This window comes from Lysinibacillus sp. JNUCC-52 (assembly GCF_015999545.1).
Lineage (GTDB): Bacteria > Bacillota > Bacilli > Bacillales_A > Planococcaceae > Lysinibacillus.
Genome location: NZ_CP065546.1, coordinates 3,431,056 through 3,448,557 on the forward strand (window position 1 = coordinate 3,431,056; position 17,502 = coordinate 3,448,557).

16 protein-coding genes are annotated in these 17,502 nt (G+C 37.9%); 9 read left to right on the forward strand and 7 right to left on the reverse strand.

What is annotated here, in order from left to right:
• Window positions 1-37 precede the first annotated feature (37 nt).
• On the reverse strand, window positions 38-1,942 hold the full coding sequence (locus JNUCC52_RS16920; RefSeq protein ID WP_337980392.1) for a heavy metal translocating P-type ATPase: 1,905 nt from the start codon (window positions 1,940-1,942) through the stop codon (window positions 38-40).
• 343 nt (window positions 1,943-2,285) lie between these two features.
• Entirely contained in the window at window positions 2,286-3,827 is a 1,542-nt protein-coding gene (locus JNUCC52_RS16925; RefSeq protein WP_173479577.1) for a fumarate hydratase, read from the reverse strand.
• Between the two features lie 226 nt (window positions 3,828-4,053).
• Between JNUCC52_RS16925 and JNUCC52_RS16930 the strand changes: the two genes are divergently transcribed.
• Entirely contained in the window at window positions 4,054-4,854 is an 801-nt protein-coding gene (locus JNUCC52_RS16930; RefSeq protein WP_173479576.1) for a YwqG family protein, read from the forward strand.
• 42 nt (window positions 4,855-4,896) lie between these two features.
• Here JNUCC52_RS16930 and JNUCC52_RS16935 read toward each other — a convergent pair whose 3' ends face one another.
• A complete protein-coding gene (locus JNUCC52_RS16935; RefSeq protein ID WP_173479575.1) occupies window positions 4,897-5,082 on the reverse strand; it encodes an SE1561 family protein in 186 nt (61 codons plus the stop codon).
• A gap of 367 nt (window positions 5,083-5,449) precedes the next feature.
• Between JNUCC52_RS16935 and JNUCC52_RS16940 the strand changes: the two genes are divergently transcribed.
• Window positions 5,450-6,631 carry an MFS transporter gene (locus JNUCC52_RS16940; RefSeq protein WP_173479574.1) on the forward strand — a complete coding sequence of 394 codons (1,182 nt, stop codon included), beginning with the start codon at window positions 5,450-5,452 and terminating at the stop codon, window positions 6,629-6,631.
• A gap of 519 nt (window positions 6,632-7,150) precedes the next feature.
• Here JNUCC52_RS16940 and rlmD read toward each other — a convergent pair.
• The 3 genes from rlmD to JNUCC52_RS16955 all read right to left on the reverse strand — a co-directional run bounded on the left by rlmD (window position 7,151) and on the right by JNUCC52_RS16955 (window position 10,404).
• Window positions 7,151-8,530: a 23S rRNA (uracil(1939)-C(5))-methyltransferase RlmD gene (rlmD, locus tag JNUCC52_RS16945; protein ID WP_337980393.1), complete on the reverse strand. Its 1,380-nt coding sequence runs from the start codon at window positions 8,528-8,530 to the stop codon at window positions 7,151-7,153.
• Window positions 8,531-8,602: 72 nt separating this feature from the next.
• On the reverse strand, window positions 8,603-9,421 hold the full coding sequence (locus JNUCC52_RS16950; RefSeq protein ID WP_173479570.1) for a polysaccharide deacetylase family protein: 819 nt from the start codon (window positions 9,419-9,421) through the stop codon (window positions 8,603-8,605).
• An 83-nt stretch (window positions 9,422-9,504) separates the two neighbouring features.
• Window positions 9,505-10,404 (reverse strand): TIGR01777 family oxidoreductase, encoded by a 900-nt coding sequence (locus tag JNUCC52_RS16955; protein ID WP_337980394.1) that lies wholly within the window; start codon window positions 10,402-10,404, stop codon window positions 9,505-9,507.
• A gap of 100 nt (window positions 10,405-10,504) precedes the next feature.
• Between JNUCC52_RS16955 and recX the strand changes: the two genes are divergently transcribed.
• From recX to JNUCC52_RS16970, 3 genes are read left to right on the forward strand one after another with little or no spacing between them, the layout of a single operon-like run.
• Window positions 10,505-11,308, forward strand: a complete 804-nt coding sequence (gene recX / locus JNUCC52_RS16960; RefSeq protein WP_337982233.1) for a recombination regulator RecX — start codon at window positions 10,505-10,507, stop codon at window positions 11,306-11,308.
• Complete coding sequence (locus tag JNUCC52_RS16965; protein WP_173479568.1) at window positions 11,305-11,634, forward strand: YfhH family protein; 330 nt, start codon at window positions 11,305-11,307, stop codon at window positions 11,632-11,634. Before recX ends, JNUCC52_RS16965 begins: the two co-directional genes overlap by 4 nt.
• The gene (locus JNUCC52_RS16970) at window positions 11,635-11,904 is read left to right on the forward strand and encodes a YfhJ family protein (RefSeq protein WP_173479567.1); all 270 of its coding nucleotides are present in this window, start codon (window positions 11,635-11,637) and stop codon (window positions 11,902-11,904) included.
• 60 nt (window positions 11,905-11,964) lie between these two features.
• On the opposite strand, the gene JNUCC52_RS16975 is transcribed toward JNUCC52_RS16970, so the two are convergent.
• Entirely contained in the window at window positions 11,965-12,951 is a 987-nt protein-coding gene (locus JNUCC52_RS16975; protein ID WP_337980395.1) for a metal-dependent hydrolase, read from the reverse strand.
• A 285-nt stretch (window positions 12,952-13,236) separates the two neighbouring features.
• On the opposite strand from JNUCC52_RS16975, the gene mutY reads away from it, so the two are divergent.
• The 4 genes from mutY (at window position 13,237) to JNUCC52_RS16995 (ending at window position 17,368) form a co-directional block, all read left to right on the forward strand.
• Window positions 13,237-14,268, forward strand: coding sequence for an A/G-specific adenine glycosylase (gene mutY, locus JNUCC52_RS16980; RefSeq protein WP_337980396.1), 1,032 nt, complete (start codon window positions 13,237-13,239; stop codon window positions 14,266-14,268).
• A gap of 95 nt (window positions 14,269-14,363) precedes the next feature.
• The gene (locus JNUCC52_RS16985) at window positions 14,364-14,546 is read left to right on the forward strand and encodes a gamma-type small acid-soluble spore protein (protein ID WP_173479564.1); all 183 of its coding nucleotides are present in this window, start codon (window positions 14,364-14,366) and stop codon (window positions 14,544-14,546) included.
• 297 nt (window positions 14,547-14,843) lie between these two features.
• Complete coding sequence (ntdP, locus tag JNUCC52_RS16990) at window positions 14,844-15,395, forward strand: nucleoside tri-diphosphate phosphatase (protein ID WP_173479563.1); 552 nt, start codon at window positions 14,844-14,846, stop codon at window positions 15,393-15,395.
• 227 nt (window positions 15,396-15,622) lie between these two features.
• The gene (locus JNUCC52_RS16995; protein ID WP_173479562.1) at window positions 15,623-17,368 is read left to right on the forward strand and encodes an ABC transporter ATP-binding protein; all 1,746 of its coding nucleotides are present in this window, start codon (window positions 15,623-15,625) and stop codon (window positions 17,366-17,368) included.
• Window positions 17,369-17,502: the final 134 nt, after the last annotated feature.

Sequence of the window (17,502 nt, forward strand, 5' to 3'; positions counted from 1 at the left end):
TAAATTGTTTGAGTGCCTGGCACTTCAGCGCTTTTTTCTATACATTTTTATTAAGCATTCGTAAGCCGTTTAAGATAACAAGAATTGTGCTACCTTCATGTCCGATAACACCTAGTGGTAAATCGACAGCTTGTAAAAAGTTCGAGGCAATAAGCAAGACGATGATACCGATTGAAAAGAAAATGTTTTGTTTAACAATTCGTTGCATTTTGCGGGATAGGCGTACTGCATAAGCAATTTTTGATAAGTCATTTTTCATTAACACAACATCTGCTGTTTCTAAAGCAACATCCGTACCTTCTCCCATGGCAATCCCTGTAGTAGCTGTTGCTAATGCAGGTGCGTCATTAATGCCATCACCAACCATCCCTACAAAGTTATGTTGATTAAGTAAACGTTTCATTTCCGTAACTTTTGTATCGGGAAGACACTCTGCAACGTATTCTGTGACGCCAGCTTCTTTCGCAATAACCTTAGCTGTTTTTTCATTATCGCCAGTAAGCATGATGACATCAATGCCCAATTCTTTTAATAATGAGACGGCTTTTTTTGCTTCATCACGAACCGTATCTTTTAAAGCAGCAAGTGCGACAATGCCTTCTTTGTCACGCATGAAAATTACCGTTTTACCTTCTGAAGTAAGCTTTGCTAAAGCGTTATTCGCAAAAGCATTGGCTTCATTCTCACCTACAAAATCAGGTTTACCAATAAGATACTCTGTTTCATTAACATAGCCCTTCATGCCCCAACCAGGGATATCTTCTATCGTAGCTTGCGCAAACTGTGAAATATGTTGTGCTCTTGCGTAGCTTGTAATTGCTTGGGCTAATGGGTGATTGGACTGTGCTTCAATACCTGCCAGAAGTGCTAATGCTTCTTCTCGATTAATGCCTTCGCGCACGATAAACTCAGTAACGACTGGTTTTCCTTGTGTAAGAGTCCCTGTTTTATCGACAGCTAATGCACGTAATACACTTAGATGCTCTAAGTGCAAGCCACCTTTAAATAGCACACCGTTTTTAGCACCATTTGAAATAGTTGCTAATGTTGCAGGCATTATTGAGGCAACGAGAGCACAAGGGGAGGCAACAACTAAGAGCACCATTGCTCGATAAAATGTCGTCGTCCAATCCCAACCGAGTAAAAAGTGGGGAAGGAACATCATAAGCGCTACAGATAGTAATACGAACTTCACATAAGTGCCTTCAAATTTTTCGATAAATTGCTGTGAAGGTGATTTTTCACTTTGAGCATTTTGTACAAGCATAATAATTTTTTGGAATAATGTTTCGGAATTTGGTTTCGTCATTTCCATCGTAATGGCACCATTTAAGTTAACTGTCCCTGCAAATACTTCATCACCTTTTAATTTGGCAATAGGTAATGGCTCACCACTAATTGCTGATTCATCTATAGACGACTGTCCTTTAATAATAATACCGTCTGCTGGGACCCGCTCACCTGGTTTAATGAGTAAATGGTCGCCAATTTTTAATGTAGAGACAGCAACTTTCAACGGTTCAAATCCGCCGCGTACTAGCCAAGCCTCTTCAGGTTGTAAATTCATAAGTGCTGAAATTTCGCGATGACTTTTGTTCATAGCATATGTTTCGAGAGCACCACTAACAGCAAATATGAAAATAAGAATTGCGCCTTCTGTCCAATAGCCAATAGCTGCTGAACCGATTGCAGCTAATATCATTAGTAGTTCTACATTCAATTTCTTTTCTTCTAGTGTTTCTTCAATGCCTTCTTTTGCTTTAGCAAATCCTCCGACACAAAAAGCAACAATATATAATAAGACAGAAGCTGTTGTTTGATCATTTGAATCTAAACGCCATGCAAGCAAAATAAATAATCCTGCCATTACGGCAGCAATTAGTTCAGCATGTTCTTTTACATTCTCAATTAAACTTATATTTTCTCGATTAGAGTATTCCATCTATATCCCCCCTGATAATGAAAATCAATATCAAAACCCTTATTAAATAAGGAAGTAATAACATTTGTGTAGTTGATAATCACTTTCATTTACGTCTTTTCTAATTTAGAATTATTATAACAAAGGTTTTTGGAAAATGAAAGCAATAACTTTTCGAGGTAATGGAATAGGACCAATCATAATTAAATATAATAATGTGTTCAACAAACTGTTTATTGTTTTACCCATCTTGAACATGTGTTAAAACAGAAAAAGACACAGTATATTCTCTAGGAATATTCTGTGCCTTTATATTTTGTGTGCGCATTAGATAAATCTTTTATGTGAAAAATGTTTTGCTAGATTAGAAAACTCTTTCTGCATGTTGAGCAAGTTTTTCTAGAGAAGATTTGTCCACATCAGCGTGAAGTGAGTTACCGTGAGAGTCCATTGTTACAACAGCTGTGAACCCTTCAACATTTAAATGCCACATAGCTTCTGGAATACCGAATTCCATTAAGTCTACACCATCTACACCTTTAATGCAGTCTGCGTAGTATTGAGCAGCACCGCCAATTGCATTCAAGTAAACACCACCATGTTCACCTAAAGCAGCAAGTGTTTTTGGACCCATACCACCTTTACCAATAACAGCACGGATACCGAATTTTTTCATAATATCGCCTTGATATGGCTCCTCACGAATAGAAGTAGTTGGACCAGCAGCTTTCACTGTCCAGTTACCTTCTTCATCTTTAGCCATTACAGGACCACAGTGATAAATAACTTGACCGTTAAGATCAACTGGTGCATCATGGCTCATTAAATGATGGTGAATTGCATCACGGCCAGTGTACATACGGCCCGTAATAGCTACAACGTCACCTACTTTAAGTGAACGAATTTGTTCTTCTGTAATTGGAGCAGTTAGCTCTACTACATTTGTTAAAGTTTCATCTGTTGTTGCAGCAACTTCTTCATCTTCTTTAAATGTAATTTTTTCACCTTCTTGGTAGTGCCAGTTGATGATTTCGCCTGTTTCAGGATTAATATCAACTGCCATACGACGGTATGCCCAACAGTTATATGCTACAGATACGTAGAATGAAGCGGGAATACGGTGCATTACGCCAATTTTACAGCCAAGTAAAGTTGCTTCACCACCGAAGCCCATTGTACCGATTCCGAATGTGTTTGCAGTTTTCACCACATATTCTTCTAATTTTGCAAGATCAGGATTTGAATTTGTATCTTCTACATGACGGAATAATTGTTCTTTTGCTAAATCGTATCCAGAAGAGCGATCGCCACCAATACCTACACCGATAAAGCCAGCAGAACAGCCTTGTCCTTGTGCTTGATAAACAGAGTGTAAAATACATTTACGGATACCATCTAAATCACGACCAGCACGGCCAAGACCTTCTAGTTCACATGGTAGGCTATACTGGATGTTTTTGTTTTCACAGCCGCCACCTTTAAGAATTAATTTAATCGTAATATAATCTTTTTCCCATTGCTCGAATTTCATAACTGGCAGACCATCACCAAGGTTATTACCACTGTTTGCACCAGTTAAAGAATCAACGGCATTAGGACGTAATTTTGCATCAGCAGTTGTATCGTTAATCGCTTTTTTAATCGCTTCTTTAATCTCTAATTGGTTTACGCCAACAGGAGTGTAGATTTTAAATGTTGGTAGACCAGTATCTTGACAGATTGGTGATACATTGTCTTCTGCCATAATAATATTATTTGAGATTGTTTCTAAACTCATTGCTGCGCGAGTACCAGCATTTTCAGCTTCTTTAGCTTTTTTAATGGCACGACGTACATCTTTTGGTAAGTTTGTTGATGTTTCAGTAATTAAATTGTAAAGACTTTTCTCCAAAGTTTGAAGATTCATTTTGATATTGCCCCCCAATGAAAATTTGATGATTTCCACGAACCATTATACTCTTTTCCACTAATGAAAAAAAGAGTCCATCTAATTGTGGTAGGAATTAGCGATTATTAGTATAGAATGTGTAATGTTTACTGATAAACCTTTAAATGTTCAAAGAAAATAGTAATTGATTATTAGGAACATTTGTTCTAAAATAGAATTAACTTTACTTTAAGGAGGATATTTCATGTCTGAAACAATATCGTTGAAGTTACCAAAGGAAGTTGAGCAATTTCGAAATATAATAGAAGGAACAATGAAACCTGTTGTTGTAATTGAAACGCAAGAAAAGGAAACGACATTATTTGAAAGTAAGTTTGCAGGTAATCCGTATTTTCCACTTTCTAAGGAATATCCAAAAAATGAGGACCAACAACCATTAAAGCTTTTAGCACAAATTAATTTTGCAGATGTACCTAAGCATTTACCTCATTTCCCTAATGAGGGGATATTGCAATTTTATATTGATGGTTATGATGATGTATTAGGAATGGATTTCGATAATGGGAAAAATCAAAATGGTTTTCGAGTTATTTTCCACGATACAATCGTCAACGATGAATCGCAGCTTATTCAAGATTTTTCATTTATAGAAAGTGCAGAAGAAGAAATGTATTTTCCAGTAGAAAAGGAAATGGGCTTGTCTTTTAAAGCAAAATATGAACCTTTATCTATGGATGATTTTAGAAGTAATGAATTATATGCAAGCATCGTAGAAGCTACTGAAGAAGATGAGGAGCTGACAGATGTATTATATGATGTATTAACTGGTGATGGACACAAAATGGGGGGATATCCTTTCTTCACACAGGAAGACCCTAGAGCATACGGTGATTATACAGATTCAACAACGATGTTACTTCAAATAGATAGTGAAGGCGATCATATTATGTGGGGAGATTGTGGTGTTGGCAATTTCTTCATTACAGAGGAAGAACTAAAAAATAGAGATTTTAGCAATGTAGTGTACAATTGGGATTGTCATTAAAAAGCAAGCGAGCATAGATTGCTCGCTTGCTTTTCATTGGTATTATTGTTCACGAGCGTTGAATTGCTCCATTTTATCTTCTAAATCATCCATCATTTGAATTAAACGATCAATATCTTGTAATTCAGTCTTTTCTGGGTCGATGGCATCTAATACTTCTAAAAACATTTCAAGACGTTCCTTTAAGTAAGTCACTTGTTGTTCTTTATCCGTGATTGGCTTTGACATGCATACACCTCATTTCGTCCCTTACATAGTAGCTGATTTGGGACTAAATTTCAATGCCTAGGTTAACACCTAGGACTTAGCGATTATTTTTAAAAATCAATAGACAGAATATTTACAATATTGATTGTATATGTTAAAGTTATTTTAAGAAATAGTAAAGGAGCTGATGGTACAAAACGGTGAACTCTAACTCGAAAAGGAGGGAGTTTAAACAAGTAATAGGCAAATAAAAAAGCCGAAAATCGTGTTTATACAAGTTGAATGATAATAAGTGTTAGTTAGGCCTTAGCGTAAAATCACATGTGGTGAGCGCTAAGGCTTTTTGGTATGCTGTAATGTGGAAGATGACTTGAAGTTGGAGGAAAAAATGAATTACTTCTCAGATTACAGCAAAAAAAGATTTACTATTTTAGTGTTAATCGTATCTATATCTGGGTTTTCACAAGGGATGCTATTGCCACTTATCTCGATTATTTTTGAGCGTGATGGTGTATCGTCCGCTTTAAATGGTCTAAATGCGACGGGACTATACATAGGAACTTTATTAATTTCACCCTTTATCGAACAGCCTTTACGAAAATGGGGCTACAAACCAATCATTTTAATCGGCGGAGCATTCGTCTTTGTATCACTTATTGTATTTCCTTTATGGAAAAGCGTCACATTTTGGTTTGTATTACGTTTACTAATAGGTGTTGGAGATCATGCGCTACATTATGCTACGCAAACATGGATTACGAGTACATCTGATCATAAGAGCCTAGGTAAAGGAATGGCTATTTATGGTTTATCGTTTAGCATGGGCTTTGCGGTAGGGCCATTAATGGTACAGCTTATAAAAATTGCAGAGGCATTGCCGTTTATTGTGTCATCTATAATGTGCTTAATAGCTTGGTCATTTGTATTTTTCTTACGCAATGAAAAGCCAGAGCGTTTAACGGGTGATATGAAGGCACGAGGATGGCATCGTTATAAGGTGGCAATTGTATTTGGATGGATAGCATTTTTAGGTCCGTTTGTTTACGGCTTTTTAGAATCTTCATTAAACGCTTTATTTCCAGTTTACGCTTTACGTATCGGTTTTGATGTTAACATGATTCCGATTATTTTATCTGTCTTTACATTTGGAGGGATTTTAACGCAAGTGCCACTTGGTGCATTGGGAGATAAAATAGGGCGACGCAACATTCTGATGTTCGGATCATTTGGAGGCGCTATTCTTTTTAGTATTGCTAGTTTTTTAGAGCACTCGCAAATGGCTGTAGCCATCGTGTTTTTCTGTGCTGGTACATTAGTCGGTTCGATGTTTTCTCTAGGTATTACATATATGGCTGATTTAACGCCTAAAGAGTTGCTACCAACTGGAAACCTACTTTGTGGTATTGCCTTAAGTATCGGTAGTCTAACAGGACCATTTTTAGGTGGAGTGTATTTAGAGTTTGTGAAAAACTATAGCTTCCTTTTACTTGTAGCACTTCTATTGCTAGGTGTTGCGACAGTTCTACTCGTATTCGGAAAAAATAAAAATAAGCGACCATTGACAGTTTAATGTCATGGTCGCTTTTATATACAAAATAAAAGAGCGGGGCTCATCTCCCGCTCATAAAACAAAAAACGCCCAGCAAATCCGTGCTGTAATGGCGTTTTTCGGTGTGACACGGATGTTCCGTCCATGCCACGTAGGTTTGGCACCTAGAAATACATTATACAGACAAGCTTCGTTAAAAGCAATTAGATAATAATTCCATGCCTGCGGGAGCGGGTAGTGATTCCGCGAAAGCAGGTAGTGATTCCGCGGAGGCGGGTGATGATTCCGCGAAAGTGGGTGATGATCCCGCGAAAGCGAGCAGTGATTCCGCGAAAGTGGGTGGTAATTCCGCGAAAGGGCGTTGATTCCGCGAAAGAGGGTAGTGATTCCGCGGAAGTGGGTGGTAATTCCGCGAAAGCGGGCAGTGATTCTGCGAAAGCAGGTAGTGATTCCGCGGAAGAAGAAAGTAATCCCGCGAAAGGAGCAGTTTTATGTTATTAAAATAAAAAAGCATCTCAAAACTAATTGAGATGCTCCAATTTATTTATTTTTCAACACAAGCTTAGCGACGCATTCGACTTGAGCAGTCTGAGCGAACATATCCACTGGTTGGATATATTCAACATCATAAAGCTTTGATAATTCCTGTAGATCTTTTGCTAATGTAGATGGATTACAAGATGTATAGACAAAACGCTTTGGTTTTAGCTTAAGGACAGTGCGGATAAATTCTGGTGCAAGTCCTGTGCGTGGTGGGTCTACTGTAATAACATCTGGCGTGAAGCCTTCTTTACGCCATTTTGCTAAAACACTTTCAGCTGTGCCGACTGCATATTTCGTATGTTTGAAGCCATGGTTACGCGCGTTTTTGCGTGCATCTTGAATGCTTTCTGGAATGACGTCCATACCACGAACTTCTTTCGCCTTATCCGCTAACCATAAACCGATTGTACCAACTCCACAATAGGCATCCACAACGGTTTCAGTGCCTGTTAATGCCGCTGCTTTTTTGATTTCATTGTATAGATATACTGTTTGTGTTGGATTCAATTGGAAGAATGCACGAGCAGATAGGTCAAATGCTAATTCCCCAAGCTCCTCATGTATTGTTTCCTTGCCGTCAAGAACTATCGTTTCATCACCAAAAATAAGTGATGTTTTTTCCCGATTAATATTTTGTGCAATCGATACGATACTTGGATCGATTTTTTTAATGCGTGTGATAAGCTCGGCAAGGTGAGGAATTTCTTTTCGTGTTGTCACAAGGACCACTTGTGTTTCACCAGTTCGAATGCCTGTACGTACAACAATCGTACGCACTAAACCATCGAGCGTACGACCGTCGTAAATCGTAATATTTAGCTTTTGTAAGATTTTACGTGTTGCTACAGTAATTTTAGAAGTGATGGGATGTTGTACAAGGCAATCATTAATATTCAGTAGCTTGTTGCTGCCTTCTGAAAAAAGCCCTGCATAGACACGTTTGCCTTCTTTGCGTACTTGAAATTGGCTTTTATTGCGATAATTCCAAGGGTTGTCCATACCAAGTGTGTTACGAACTTCTACGCTTTCTGCTAAAGGCTTAGCATAGCGTTCTAACGCTTGAATCACGATATCTCGTTTTTCAATTAGCTGTTTTTCATATGTCATATGTTGAAGCTGACAGCCACCGCATTCATTGTAAACAGGGCACGGTGCCTCCTGACGAAAGTGAGATGCTTTGCGAATAGCAAGTATATCTGCTTCTGCGAAATTGCGTTGTGTTTTCGTCACTTGTGCGGTAATTTCTTCTCCTGGTATAGCGCCCTTTACGAAGACGACGTTGCGTTTATAAAAGCCAACACCCTCGCCATTAATACCAAGTCTTTTTATAGTTAATGGGAATTTTTGTCCCACTTCCATCGTTGTTTGTTGCGTCAAGCGATCCACGTCCTTTAACTTTGTTCAGCACGTAGGTATTGATAACATGCTGATGTCATCTCCCCATTATAACTAAGGAGTGGACGATTGCATAGTGACAGGGAAATCTTCATATTCCAATACTAAATCGTCAAGCGATAAAAAAGTATAGCCTTGCTTCTTCGCTTCAGCAATGAATAAAGGTAGGGCCTCCGCATTATCTTGCGCTACTGTATGCATTAAAATAACAGCGCCAGGATGAAGTTGCTCCATTAACGCATTATAAGCATAATCTGCTCCACGGCGCTCATCTTTTAGCCAATCTTTAAAAGCGACAGACCAGAAAATATGACGGTAACCTTCTGCATTGCCAACCTCTAACAACTTCGCATTGAAAATTCCTTCTGGTGGTCGAGCATAAGTTGTACGGTCTATGCCTGTTAATTCACGTAATTTACCATCAAACTTACGCCATTCTGCACGCATACCATCTCTCGTTAACTTTGCCATATTCGGATGACCGTAAGAATGGTTACCGATTGTATGACCGTCTTGCACCATACGCTTGACAAGGTCACCTGCGCTATCTAAATAATGGCCAGTTAAAAAGAAGGTTGCTGGTGCTTTTTCCTTTTCTAATGTATCCAATATACTTTCGGTAAAGCCATTTTCATACCCGTTATCAAATGTTAAATAAACCACTTTTTTATCGGATTTTCCTTTATAAATTGCTCCATATTGGTCGAGTAGTTTATCAAGCTGTGCTCCTGCTTGTGCAGGTTCACCATTCTTTGCTCGTTTAATGCCCCAATGATATTCATCCGAGCCTGAGGCAAAGTATGGATTAATGCTTATTGCTGCGGCAATAATAAAAGTAGCAATTACTGCACCTACAATATGTTGTTTCCACATAAAAACGCATCCTTTCCTTTTCTTTTAGGATGCGTTCTTTTCAAAAATTTATCCTGCTTCTTGTTTCACTTTGCGCACGGATTTTATAATAAATTTTCAAGTGCTTCTTTTAAATAAGGATAGTTAAATTCAAAATTTTGTTTTTCTAAAACAGTTGGTAATACATGCTGTCCTTCTAAAACGAGCATACTTTGTTCTCCGAGAGCTAAACGCATGGCAAAACTAGGGACTGGCATCCAATGACGGCGTCCCATTACTTGTGCAATTGTTTGACCAAATTCCTTCATACGTGTTGCGTGTGGAGCGGTCACATTAAATGGTCCGCGAATTGATGAATTGTTAATGGCAAAGTAAATAGCCCGCGCAACATCTTCTACATGTATCCATGAGAGCCATTGTTCACCTGAGCCAATCGTACCACCAACATGCAATTTATAAGGCAAAAGCATGGAGGGAAGTGCGCCGCTGTTCCGACCCAAAATCACACCAAAACGAGCAAGTGCTACGCGAATACCTAATTTTTCAGCTCGCTTCGCATGACGTTCCCAATCGTGAACGGTCCAACCTAAAAAATCTTTTGCATAGTCGCTAACGTTTTCACTATAGGTAGCCGCTGTGGAAGGTGGGTAAATTCCAACTGCACTGGCATTGACAAGTACTTTAGGTTTCTCTTTAAATTGCTCCATAATACGTACAATTTCTAGCGTAGCTTCCATACGGCTTGTATATATGGCTTTCTTTTGCTTTTTTGTCCAACGCCCATCATTTAATGACACTCCTGCTAAATTAACGACAGCATCGATATCTTCATCCAATTCCTTTTCTGGTCGTGCGCCATCTTTTAGCCATTGTACATAATGAATACCGTTTTCATATCTAGAATTGCTACGGGATAAAACGAATAACTCATGACCTTGTTGTTGCAACAAATTCGTTAAAGCCTGCCCAACAAAACCAGTACCACCAGCAATGACAATTTTCATAAAAACCCCTCCTTTTACCAATAGATGTAACTCAACTATACACAAAGATAGAAAAAAAGAAAAAGATGTTATAATGATTAAGCAAAGAGGTGATTTCGCTATGCGTGTTATTACAAAAATTGCGCGTCAAAAAAATAATCCAGAACGCTATAATATATATTTGAACGAGGAATACGCTTTTCCTGTAGACGAAGCGATTTTAATACAGTTTGGTCTGACAAAAGGTAAGGTGCTTGAAGAATTTGATATTCAGGAAATTGCCTATGAAGATGAAATTCGTAAAGCATTTAATAAAGGGCTAAATTTTCTATCTTATCAAATGCGTAGTGAGCATGAGGTGAAGAAAAAGTTAAGCTCATTAGAGTTTGGAGAAGCAGTGATATTGGAAGCGATTCAAAAATTAAAATCATATGGATTTTTAAATGATGAATCCTATTCGAAAGCATTGCTTGATACAAAAAAAGCTACGATGAAAAAAGGCCCTCGAGCAATTCGACAAGATCTCATTAAAAAAGGGATTGATAAAAATTTGCAAGATGAGGTGCTTGAAACATATAGCCATGAGGAGCAAGTCAAGCTTGCAACACAGCTTGCTGAAAAAGTAATTCGTTCTGAAAAGAAGAAAACACCAACGCAAATTAAGGCAAAAATTCAAGATTACCTTATGCGAAAAGGATATTCTTTTTCTATTGTAGATGAAGTGCTTGGACAGGTTGAAATTGAACAAGCTGAAGATGAATGGCAGTCCTTGCTCGATGTGCAAGGCGAAAAAGTTTGGAAAAAGTATGTGTCGAAGTATACTGGTTATGAATTAAAAATGAAAACGAAGCAGGCGCTTTATCAAAAAGGATTTCCTGTAGAAGTGATAGATCGTTTTATTGAAGAGAAGGAGAATGGGGAATGAGTGAAAAAAACTATGCTGCAATGACAGAGCATGAACTACGAGAAGAAGTAGCGAAGCTAAAAGAGAAGGCACGCAAGGCAGAACAGCTGGGTATACTTAATGAATTTGCGGTGTACGAGCGTAAAGCTTTAATGGCAGCGGCTTATTTAGTTGATTTAGATACAATTGTCCCTGGAGAAATGTACAGAATCGATGGCTCGGACAATAACTATTTCCAAGTGGATTATTTAAAAGGACGTTTTGCATGGGGTCATCGCCTAGGGGGCGATAAATATCAGGAAGCGTTGCCAGTTTCGATTTTATCACCGATAAAGGCGGGGAAATAAATGCAAGAAAAAATCGATAAACTAACAGCAGAATTACTAGAGAAAAATCCTCAAATGTCAGCAGGGCGTGCACGTGTATGGATTGAGCTTTTATGGAGTGATTTTGAATCTACATCTGCCAAAGCTGGCTATAATTATCGTGGGGCGGATTATACGGAAAATTTAGTGCGCCAATTAATTGCAAGCTACGGCGATAAACTCCATCAATTTGCAGGGCGCAATCCAAAATACGCTCATTTACTAGATGCAAGTGATGATATGGTACAATAACTAATAGGAAAAACATAACAAAGCCGGTGTTCCCTTTTTAGGATACTCCGGCTTTATTCGTTAATTGCTTGCGCCAATTTGTAATTTTTTTTGAAGTTTATCCTCGGTAAAAATCCAACCAGTGTATGAGGTGATAATTTCGTTGTCTTCGTTCAAATGAGCAACTGCAACGAAAGGATAGCGATTGTCACTGCGATAACGTAAATCAATTAACCTCACTTCTGTTAAGCCATTTTCAAGCTCGGAAATTTCCCAACGATACAATGGTGAAAAAGATACAAAGGCAGCAAGATTAGGGTCTTTCATTGCTGCTTCAACAGTAGGCGTTTTTGGCAATGGTTTGATTTCGAATTTATCGTAAATATTAACAGTTCGCCCATATGCACAGCCGACATAGTAATGCGTTTTCGATTTCGCGGCGATGCGCCAGTGGAAAAATCGCATCGTAGGCGCTACAATGACATAATCTTCATCTTGAATTGTACTGTGCACTGCTTTTTTAACTGCTTTTTGAACAGCAAATCTAAAGAAATAATAGACAACTATAACGCCATACATGACGCTAAATGTCCAGACTGGATTTGCCCCGAATGCCCATAGTAATATTCCAAGGCAATGTAGGGAAAAAATAATCGGATCAAATGTATTAATAACACCAAGGGCTACCCACTTTCTAGAGAATGGGCGAATAGCTTGTGTTCCGTATGCATTGAAAATATCAACAAAAACATGAATAGCTACAGCAAGAAATGTCCAAAGCCATAAATGTAACACATTTGCGTCCTGAATAATTAGTGATAACACGATTGTAATTAAGATCGGCCATAAGGCTACTGCTGGTATTGAATGTGTAATACCACGATGATGTCGAATGTAAATCGCATTATTGCGTAGTTTTAATACAGTATCAACATCAGGTGCTTGTGAGCCAATAATGGTACCAGCCATAACAGCAGTAAAAGTCATTGAATGATTGGCGACTACAGGGTCGGCTAAAGCTAGACCACCGAGTGCTATTCCCATAACGAAATGTGTACCTGAATCCAAAATTATCCACTCCTTGTATGCGTGAAAAAGTCGTACAATGCATACATGTATATTTCATTTCAATAATGGTATTGCTTATAAAATTTGCTTTTCAATCTCTAAGTATTCACTCGCACAAGAGGTAAATAATGGAGTTTGATTGTTTCAGCAAAAGTCCGCGACAGCGGCAGATGTCATGCGTAGGTGTAATAAATTTATACGTTTTTGGCATATTATGCGAATAGCTTTTCTTAATTGTATACCCTTTTAAACATAAATTAAATCGTAAAGACACGGGAGGTCACTGTGAAATATCCATATGTAGCAGAATTTCGACAATCTTTAGTCGAATGGTTTGAAGAAGAGAAACGAGATTTACCTTGGCGGCATACTAAAGACCCTTATAAAATTTGGGTATCTGAGGTAATGCTACAGCAAACACGAGTTGACACAGTTATTCCTTATTACAATCGCTTTATGGAAAGCTTTCCAACTTTAGAATTATTAGCTGAGGCACCACAAGAATATTTATTAAAACATTGGGAAGGCCTTGGCTATTACTCACGGGCGAGAAATTTGCAAGCAGGCGTTCGTGAGGTGTTAGAAAACTATGGCGGAATCGTACCTGATAATCGCCATGAAATTTCAAAGTTAAAAGGGATTGGTCCTTATACCGCAGGTGCTATATTAAGTATTGCCTATAATAAGCCAGAACATGCGGTTGATGGTAATGTCATGCGGGTTTTAAGCCGTGTACTTAATATACATGAAGATATTGCACTACCAAAAACAAAGAAAATTTTCGAAGAAGCTGTGGATGAACTCATTGATCCTCATAATGCATCATCCTTTAATCAAGGTTTAATGGAGCTTGGGGCGCTTATTTGTTCACCAACTTCTCCTAAATGTTTACTATGTCCTGTCCGTGAATTTTGCACCGCATTTAATGAGGGAGAACCAGAAAAACTACCTGTGAAAACAAAAAAAGTCAAGATGAAGCATATTTTATACGACGTTTTTGTTTGTGAGGATGAGCAAGGGCGAATTTTAATGGAGCAACGGCCAGCAGTAGGATTACTAGCGAATATGTGGCAATTCCCGATGCTTGAACAAGCAGAGGACTCATTATTAAAATTTGCTCAGCACTATAAAGTTGAAACACAAGCACAACAGGAAATTTTAACATTTAAACATGTTTTCTCACATTTAACTTGGCATGTGAATGCTTATTATATGAAGTGTAAATCATTTGAAGAGGGTGAATGGCTAACTCGAGAGCAAATCGAATTATTACCTATGCCAGTGCCAATGTTAAAAATATGGCAAGCAATAAAATAGTGGCTATACCATAATTAAGCAATCGAAAATAAAAATTAATGAGCATAAAAGTAATCACCTCTGTACACAATAATTAGCGTGGAGGTGAATGACAAATGAAGAAAAATCAAAACACAAACCAACAAGCAAATAAAAACATGCAACGCCAAAGTGAAGAGTTTGGTTATGAAACGGACTTCAACGAAGTGCAAAAGCAAAATGCTAAAGCTGAGCAAAATAAAGCTCAAGCTTCAGGCAAATATGCAAAGAATAACCAAAACACGAACGCAAGTGAGTAATCACTTTGTAACTGCATAATTGCATTTACCTTCTAAGGGGCTGTCTAAAATCGAAAAGATGAAAAGGACAGCCCTTTTCTATTTTTCCTCACAAAAGCATAAGCTTATTACGTAAGAAATCTCATTTGAATTTTGCAGTAATGATGGAAATAGCAATTAATTTTCGAAAATTTGTACATAAATAACACGACACAGTGAAATTTGTAGTTTTCAACTACACCTTTCGCGTACAGATTGCTATAATATACTAGAGACTGCTAGATTTAGGTAGCATAGACGAAAAGGTGGGCTTCAAAAATGGCAATACCAGTAGAAGGAGAAACGATACAAATACATAGTTATAAGCACAATGGCCGCATCCACCGTGTTTGGCAAGAGACAATGGTGTTAAAAGGAACTAAAAACATTATAATCGGTGCGAATGAACGAACACTTGTGACAGAATCCGATGGTCGTACGTGGCTAACGAGAGAGCCTTCTATTTGTTATTTCCATGCGGAGCACTGGTTTAACATCATCTGCATGCTGCGTGAAGACGGTGTGTATTATTATTGTAATCTAAGCTCACCATTTGTTTTCGATAATAATGCCATTAAATACATTGACTACGATTTAGATATTAAGGTTTTTCCGGATATGTCGTATACCCTTTTAGATGAAGATGAATATGAACAGCATCGCCAGGAAATGTCTTACCCAGATGTCATCGATAAAATTTTAAAGCGTAATGTCGAAAAATTAATTAGCTGGATTCAACAAAAAAGAGGACCTTTTGCACCTGATTTTATCGATGCTTGGACAAGTCGTTATAAGTTTCAGCTCGATATGCAAGCAGATGATAGTCAGTAACACCTATTAGTTAATCTAATGGGTGTTTTTTTGCATATATGGGGTAATTTATAAATAGGGAAATCGATGAAAGTAAAAAATAGTTAGGATTAAAAGCTAACTAACTGTACTTCATGCTGAATATTGCTATAATACGTAAGGGCATTCGTCGTAGAATGTCTGTTTCTTTTTTTAATGTATAGAAAGCCACATAAAGAAGAGGTTTTCTAATAAGGAAGTGATGAAAAATGGGTAGTATAAAGCGTTATATGCGTTTTGTAAAACCATACACATGGGAAATTATTTTAACGGTTTTAATTGGTATTGTGAAATTTGCCATCCCGTTATTTATTCCACTGCTCATAAAAATAGTCCTTGATGATATTATTGGTGCGGAAGATTTGACGGATACTGAAAAAACAAAAGAGTTGTTTTACTGGTTAGGCGGTACAATAATTGTATTTTTCGTTATACGACCACCGATAGAATACTATCGTCAATATTTTGCACAGCATGTGAGTAATAAGGTTCTTTTTGATATTCGTAAAGAAATTTACGCACATTTACAGCGCCTTAGCTTAAAGTATTACGCTAATACAAGAGCAGGTGAAGTTATTTCACGTGTAATTAATGATGTGGAGCAAACGAAAAACTTTGTGATGACAGGATTAATGAATGTATGGCTGGACTTGGCAACGATTGTTATTGCCGTCTTTATTATGCTAGCAATGGACGTTAAACTAACACTTGTGGCACTTATCGCATTTCCGTTTTATGCAATAAGCGTTAGGTTCTTCTTTGGGAAACTTCGAACTTTAACACGCAACCGCTCACAAGCACTTGCAGGTGTTCAAAGTTATCTTCATGAACGAGTAGCTGGCATGAGTATTATTAAAAGTTTTACGCTCGAAAAGCACGAACAAAAATTATTTGATGAAGCAAACGGCGAGTTTTTAGAAAAAGCATTGGATCAAACAAAATGGAATGCTAAATCTTTTGCGGTCGTCAATACGATTACCGATGTAGCACCATTACTTGTGATTGCTTATGCAGGCTATCAAGTAATTAATGGATCTTTATCGGTCGGAACAATGGTTGCTTTTATTGCTTATATTGAACGTCTTTACGGGCCTCTTCGCCGATTAGTAAGTTCATCGACAACGTTAACGCAATCAATTGCCTCGATGGATCGCATGTTTGAACTAATAGACGAGCCTTATGAGGTCAAAAATAAAAAAAATGCACTAGCATTATCGCCTGCAACAGGTGAGGTGCGATTTGAGAATGTCGCTTTTCAATATGAAGTGGATGGTTCGCAAATATTAAAAAATATGAATTTCACCATAAATCCAGGGGAGACAGTCGCATTTGTAGGAATGAGTGGCGGTGGGAAATCCACCATTATTAGCTTAATTCCACGTTTTTATGATACGTCAGACGGAGCGGTATATGTAGATGGTCATGATGTGAAGGACGTTACAATCCAATCATTACGCGCTCAAATTGGCATCGTGCTACAGGATAATATTTTGTTCAGTGATTCGGTAAAGGAAAACATACTGATGGGCAAACCTGGAGCGTCGGAGGAAGAAGTGATTGCTGCTGCAAAAGCAGCGAATGCACATGACTTTATTATGAGCTTGCCAAATGGCTATAACACGAAGGTTGGCGAGCGTGGTGTAAAATTATCGGGTGGACAAAAGCAACGTGTTGCCATTGCCCGTGTATTTTTAAAAAACCCACCGATTTTAATTTTAGATGAAGCAACATCAGCGCTCGATTTAGAAAGTGAAGCACTTATTCAAGAATCGCTCGATGCCTTAGTACATGATCGAACAACTATTATTATTGCGCACCGACTTTCTACAATTACACATGCCGATAATATTTTTGTTATTGATCATGGTCAATTAATTGAAAAAGGAAATCATGAGCAATTAATGAAGGAGCAAGGCACATACTTCAATTTATTCCAAGTACAACACTTAGATTAAATTGTTTGGGTGCCTGGCACTGGCCTTTCATTCCTAGGTGAATGAAAGGCTTTTTTGTATACAAGGGCTTATTTAGCAATAAAATGAACGGCTGCTTTTATAATTACATGTTAAATGGAAACTATTTCTGTAGA

What these genes read in the sequence shown, in the direction of transcription:
- JNUCC52_RS16920 (WP_337980392.1), bottom strand. Translation starts at nt 1,942, where the DNA reads ATGGAATACTCTAATCGAGAAAATATAAGTTTAATTGAGAATGTAAAA.
- JNUCC52_RS16925 (WP_173479577.1), bottom strand. Translation starts at nt 3,827, where the DNA reads ATGAATCTTCAAACTTTGGAGAAAAGTCTTTACAATTTAATTACTGAA.
- JNUCC52_RS16930 (WP_173479576.1), top strand. Translation starts at nt 4,054, where the DNA reads ATGTCTGAAACAATATCGTTGAAGTTACCAAAGGAAGTTGAGCAATTT.
- JNUCC52_RS16935 (WP_173479575.1), bottom strand. Translation starts at nt 5,082, where the DNA reads ATGTCAAAGCCAATCACGGATAAAGAACAACAAGTGACTTACTTAAAG.
- JNUCC52_RS16940 (WP_173479574.1), top strand. Translation starts at nt 5,450, where the DNA reads ATGAATTACTTCTCAGATTACAGCAAAAAAAGATTTACTATTTTAGTG.
- JNUCC52_RS16950 (WP_173479570.1), bottom strand. Translation starts at nt 9,421, where the DNA reads ATGTGGAAACAACATATTGTAGGTGCAGTAATTGCTACTTTTATTATT.
- JNUCC52_RS16955 (WP_337980394.1), bottom strand. Translation starts at nt 10,404, where the DNA reads ATGAAAATTGTCATTGCTGGTGGTACTGGTTTTGTTGGGCAGGCTTTA.
- recX (WP_337982233.1), top strand. Translation starts at nt 10,505, where the DNA reads ATGCGTGTTATTACAAAAATTGCGCGTCAAAAAAATAATCCAGAACGC.
- JNUCC52_RS16965 (WP_173479568.1), top strand. Translation starts at nt 11,305, where the DNA reads ATGAGTGAAAAAAACTATGCTGCAATGACAGAGCATGAACTACGAGAA.
- JNUCC52_RS16970 (WP_173479567.1), top strand. Translation starts at nt 11,635, where the DNA reads ATGCAAGAAAAAATCGATAAACTAACAGCAGAATTACTAGAGAAAAAT.
- JNUCC52_RS16985 (WP_173479564.1), top strand. Translation starts at nt 14,364, where the DNA reads ATGAAGAAAAATCAAAACACAAACCAACAAGCAAATAAAAACATGCAA.
- ntdP (WP_173479563.1), top strand. Translation starts at nt 14,844, where the DNA reads ATGGCAATACCAGTAGAAGGAGAAACGATACAAATACATAGTTATAAG.
- JNUCC52_RS16995 (WP_173479562.1), top strand. Translation starts at nt 15,623, where the DNA reads ATGGGTAGTATAAAGCGTTATATGCGTTTTGTAAAACCATACACATGG.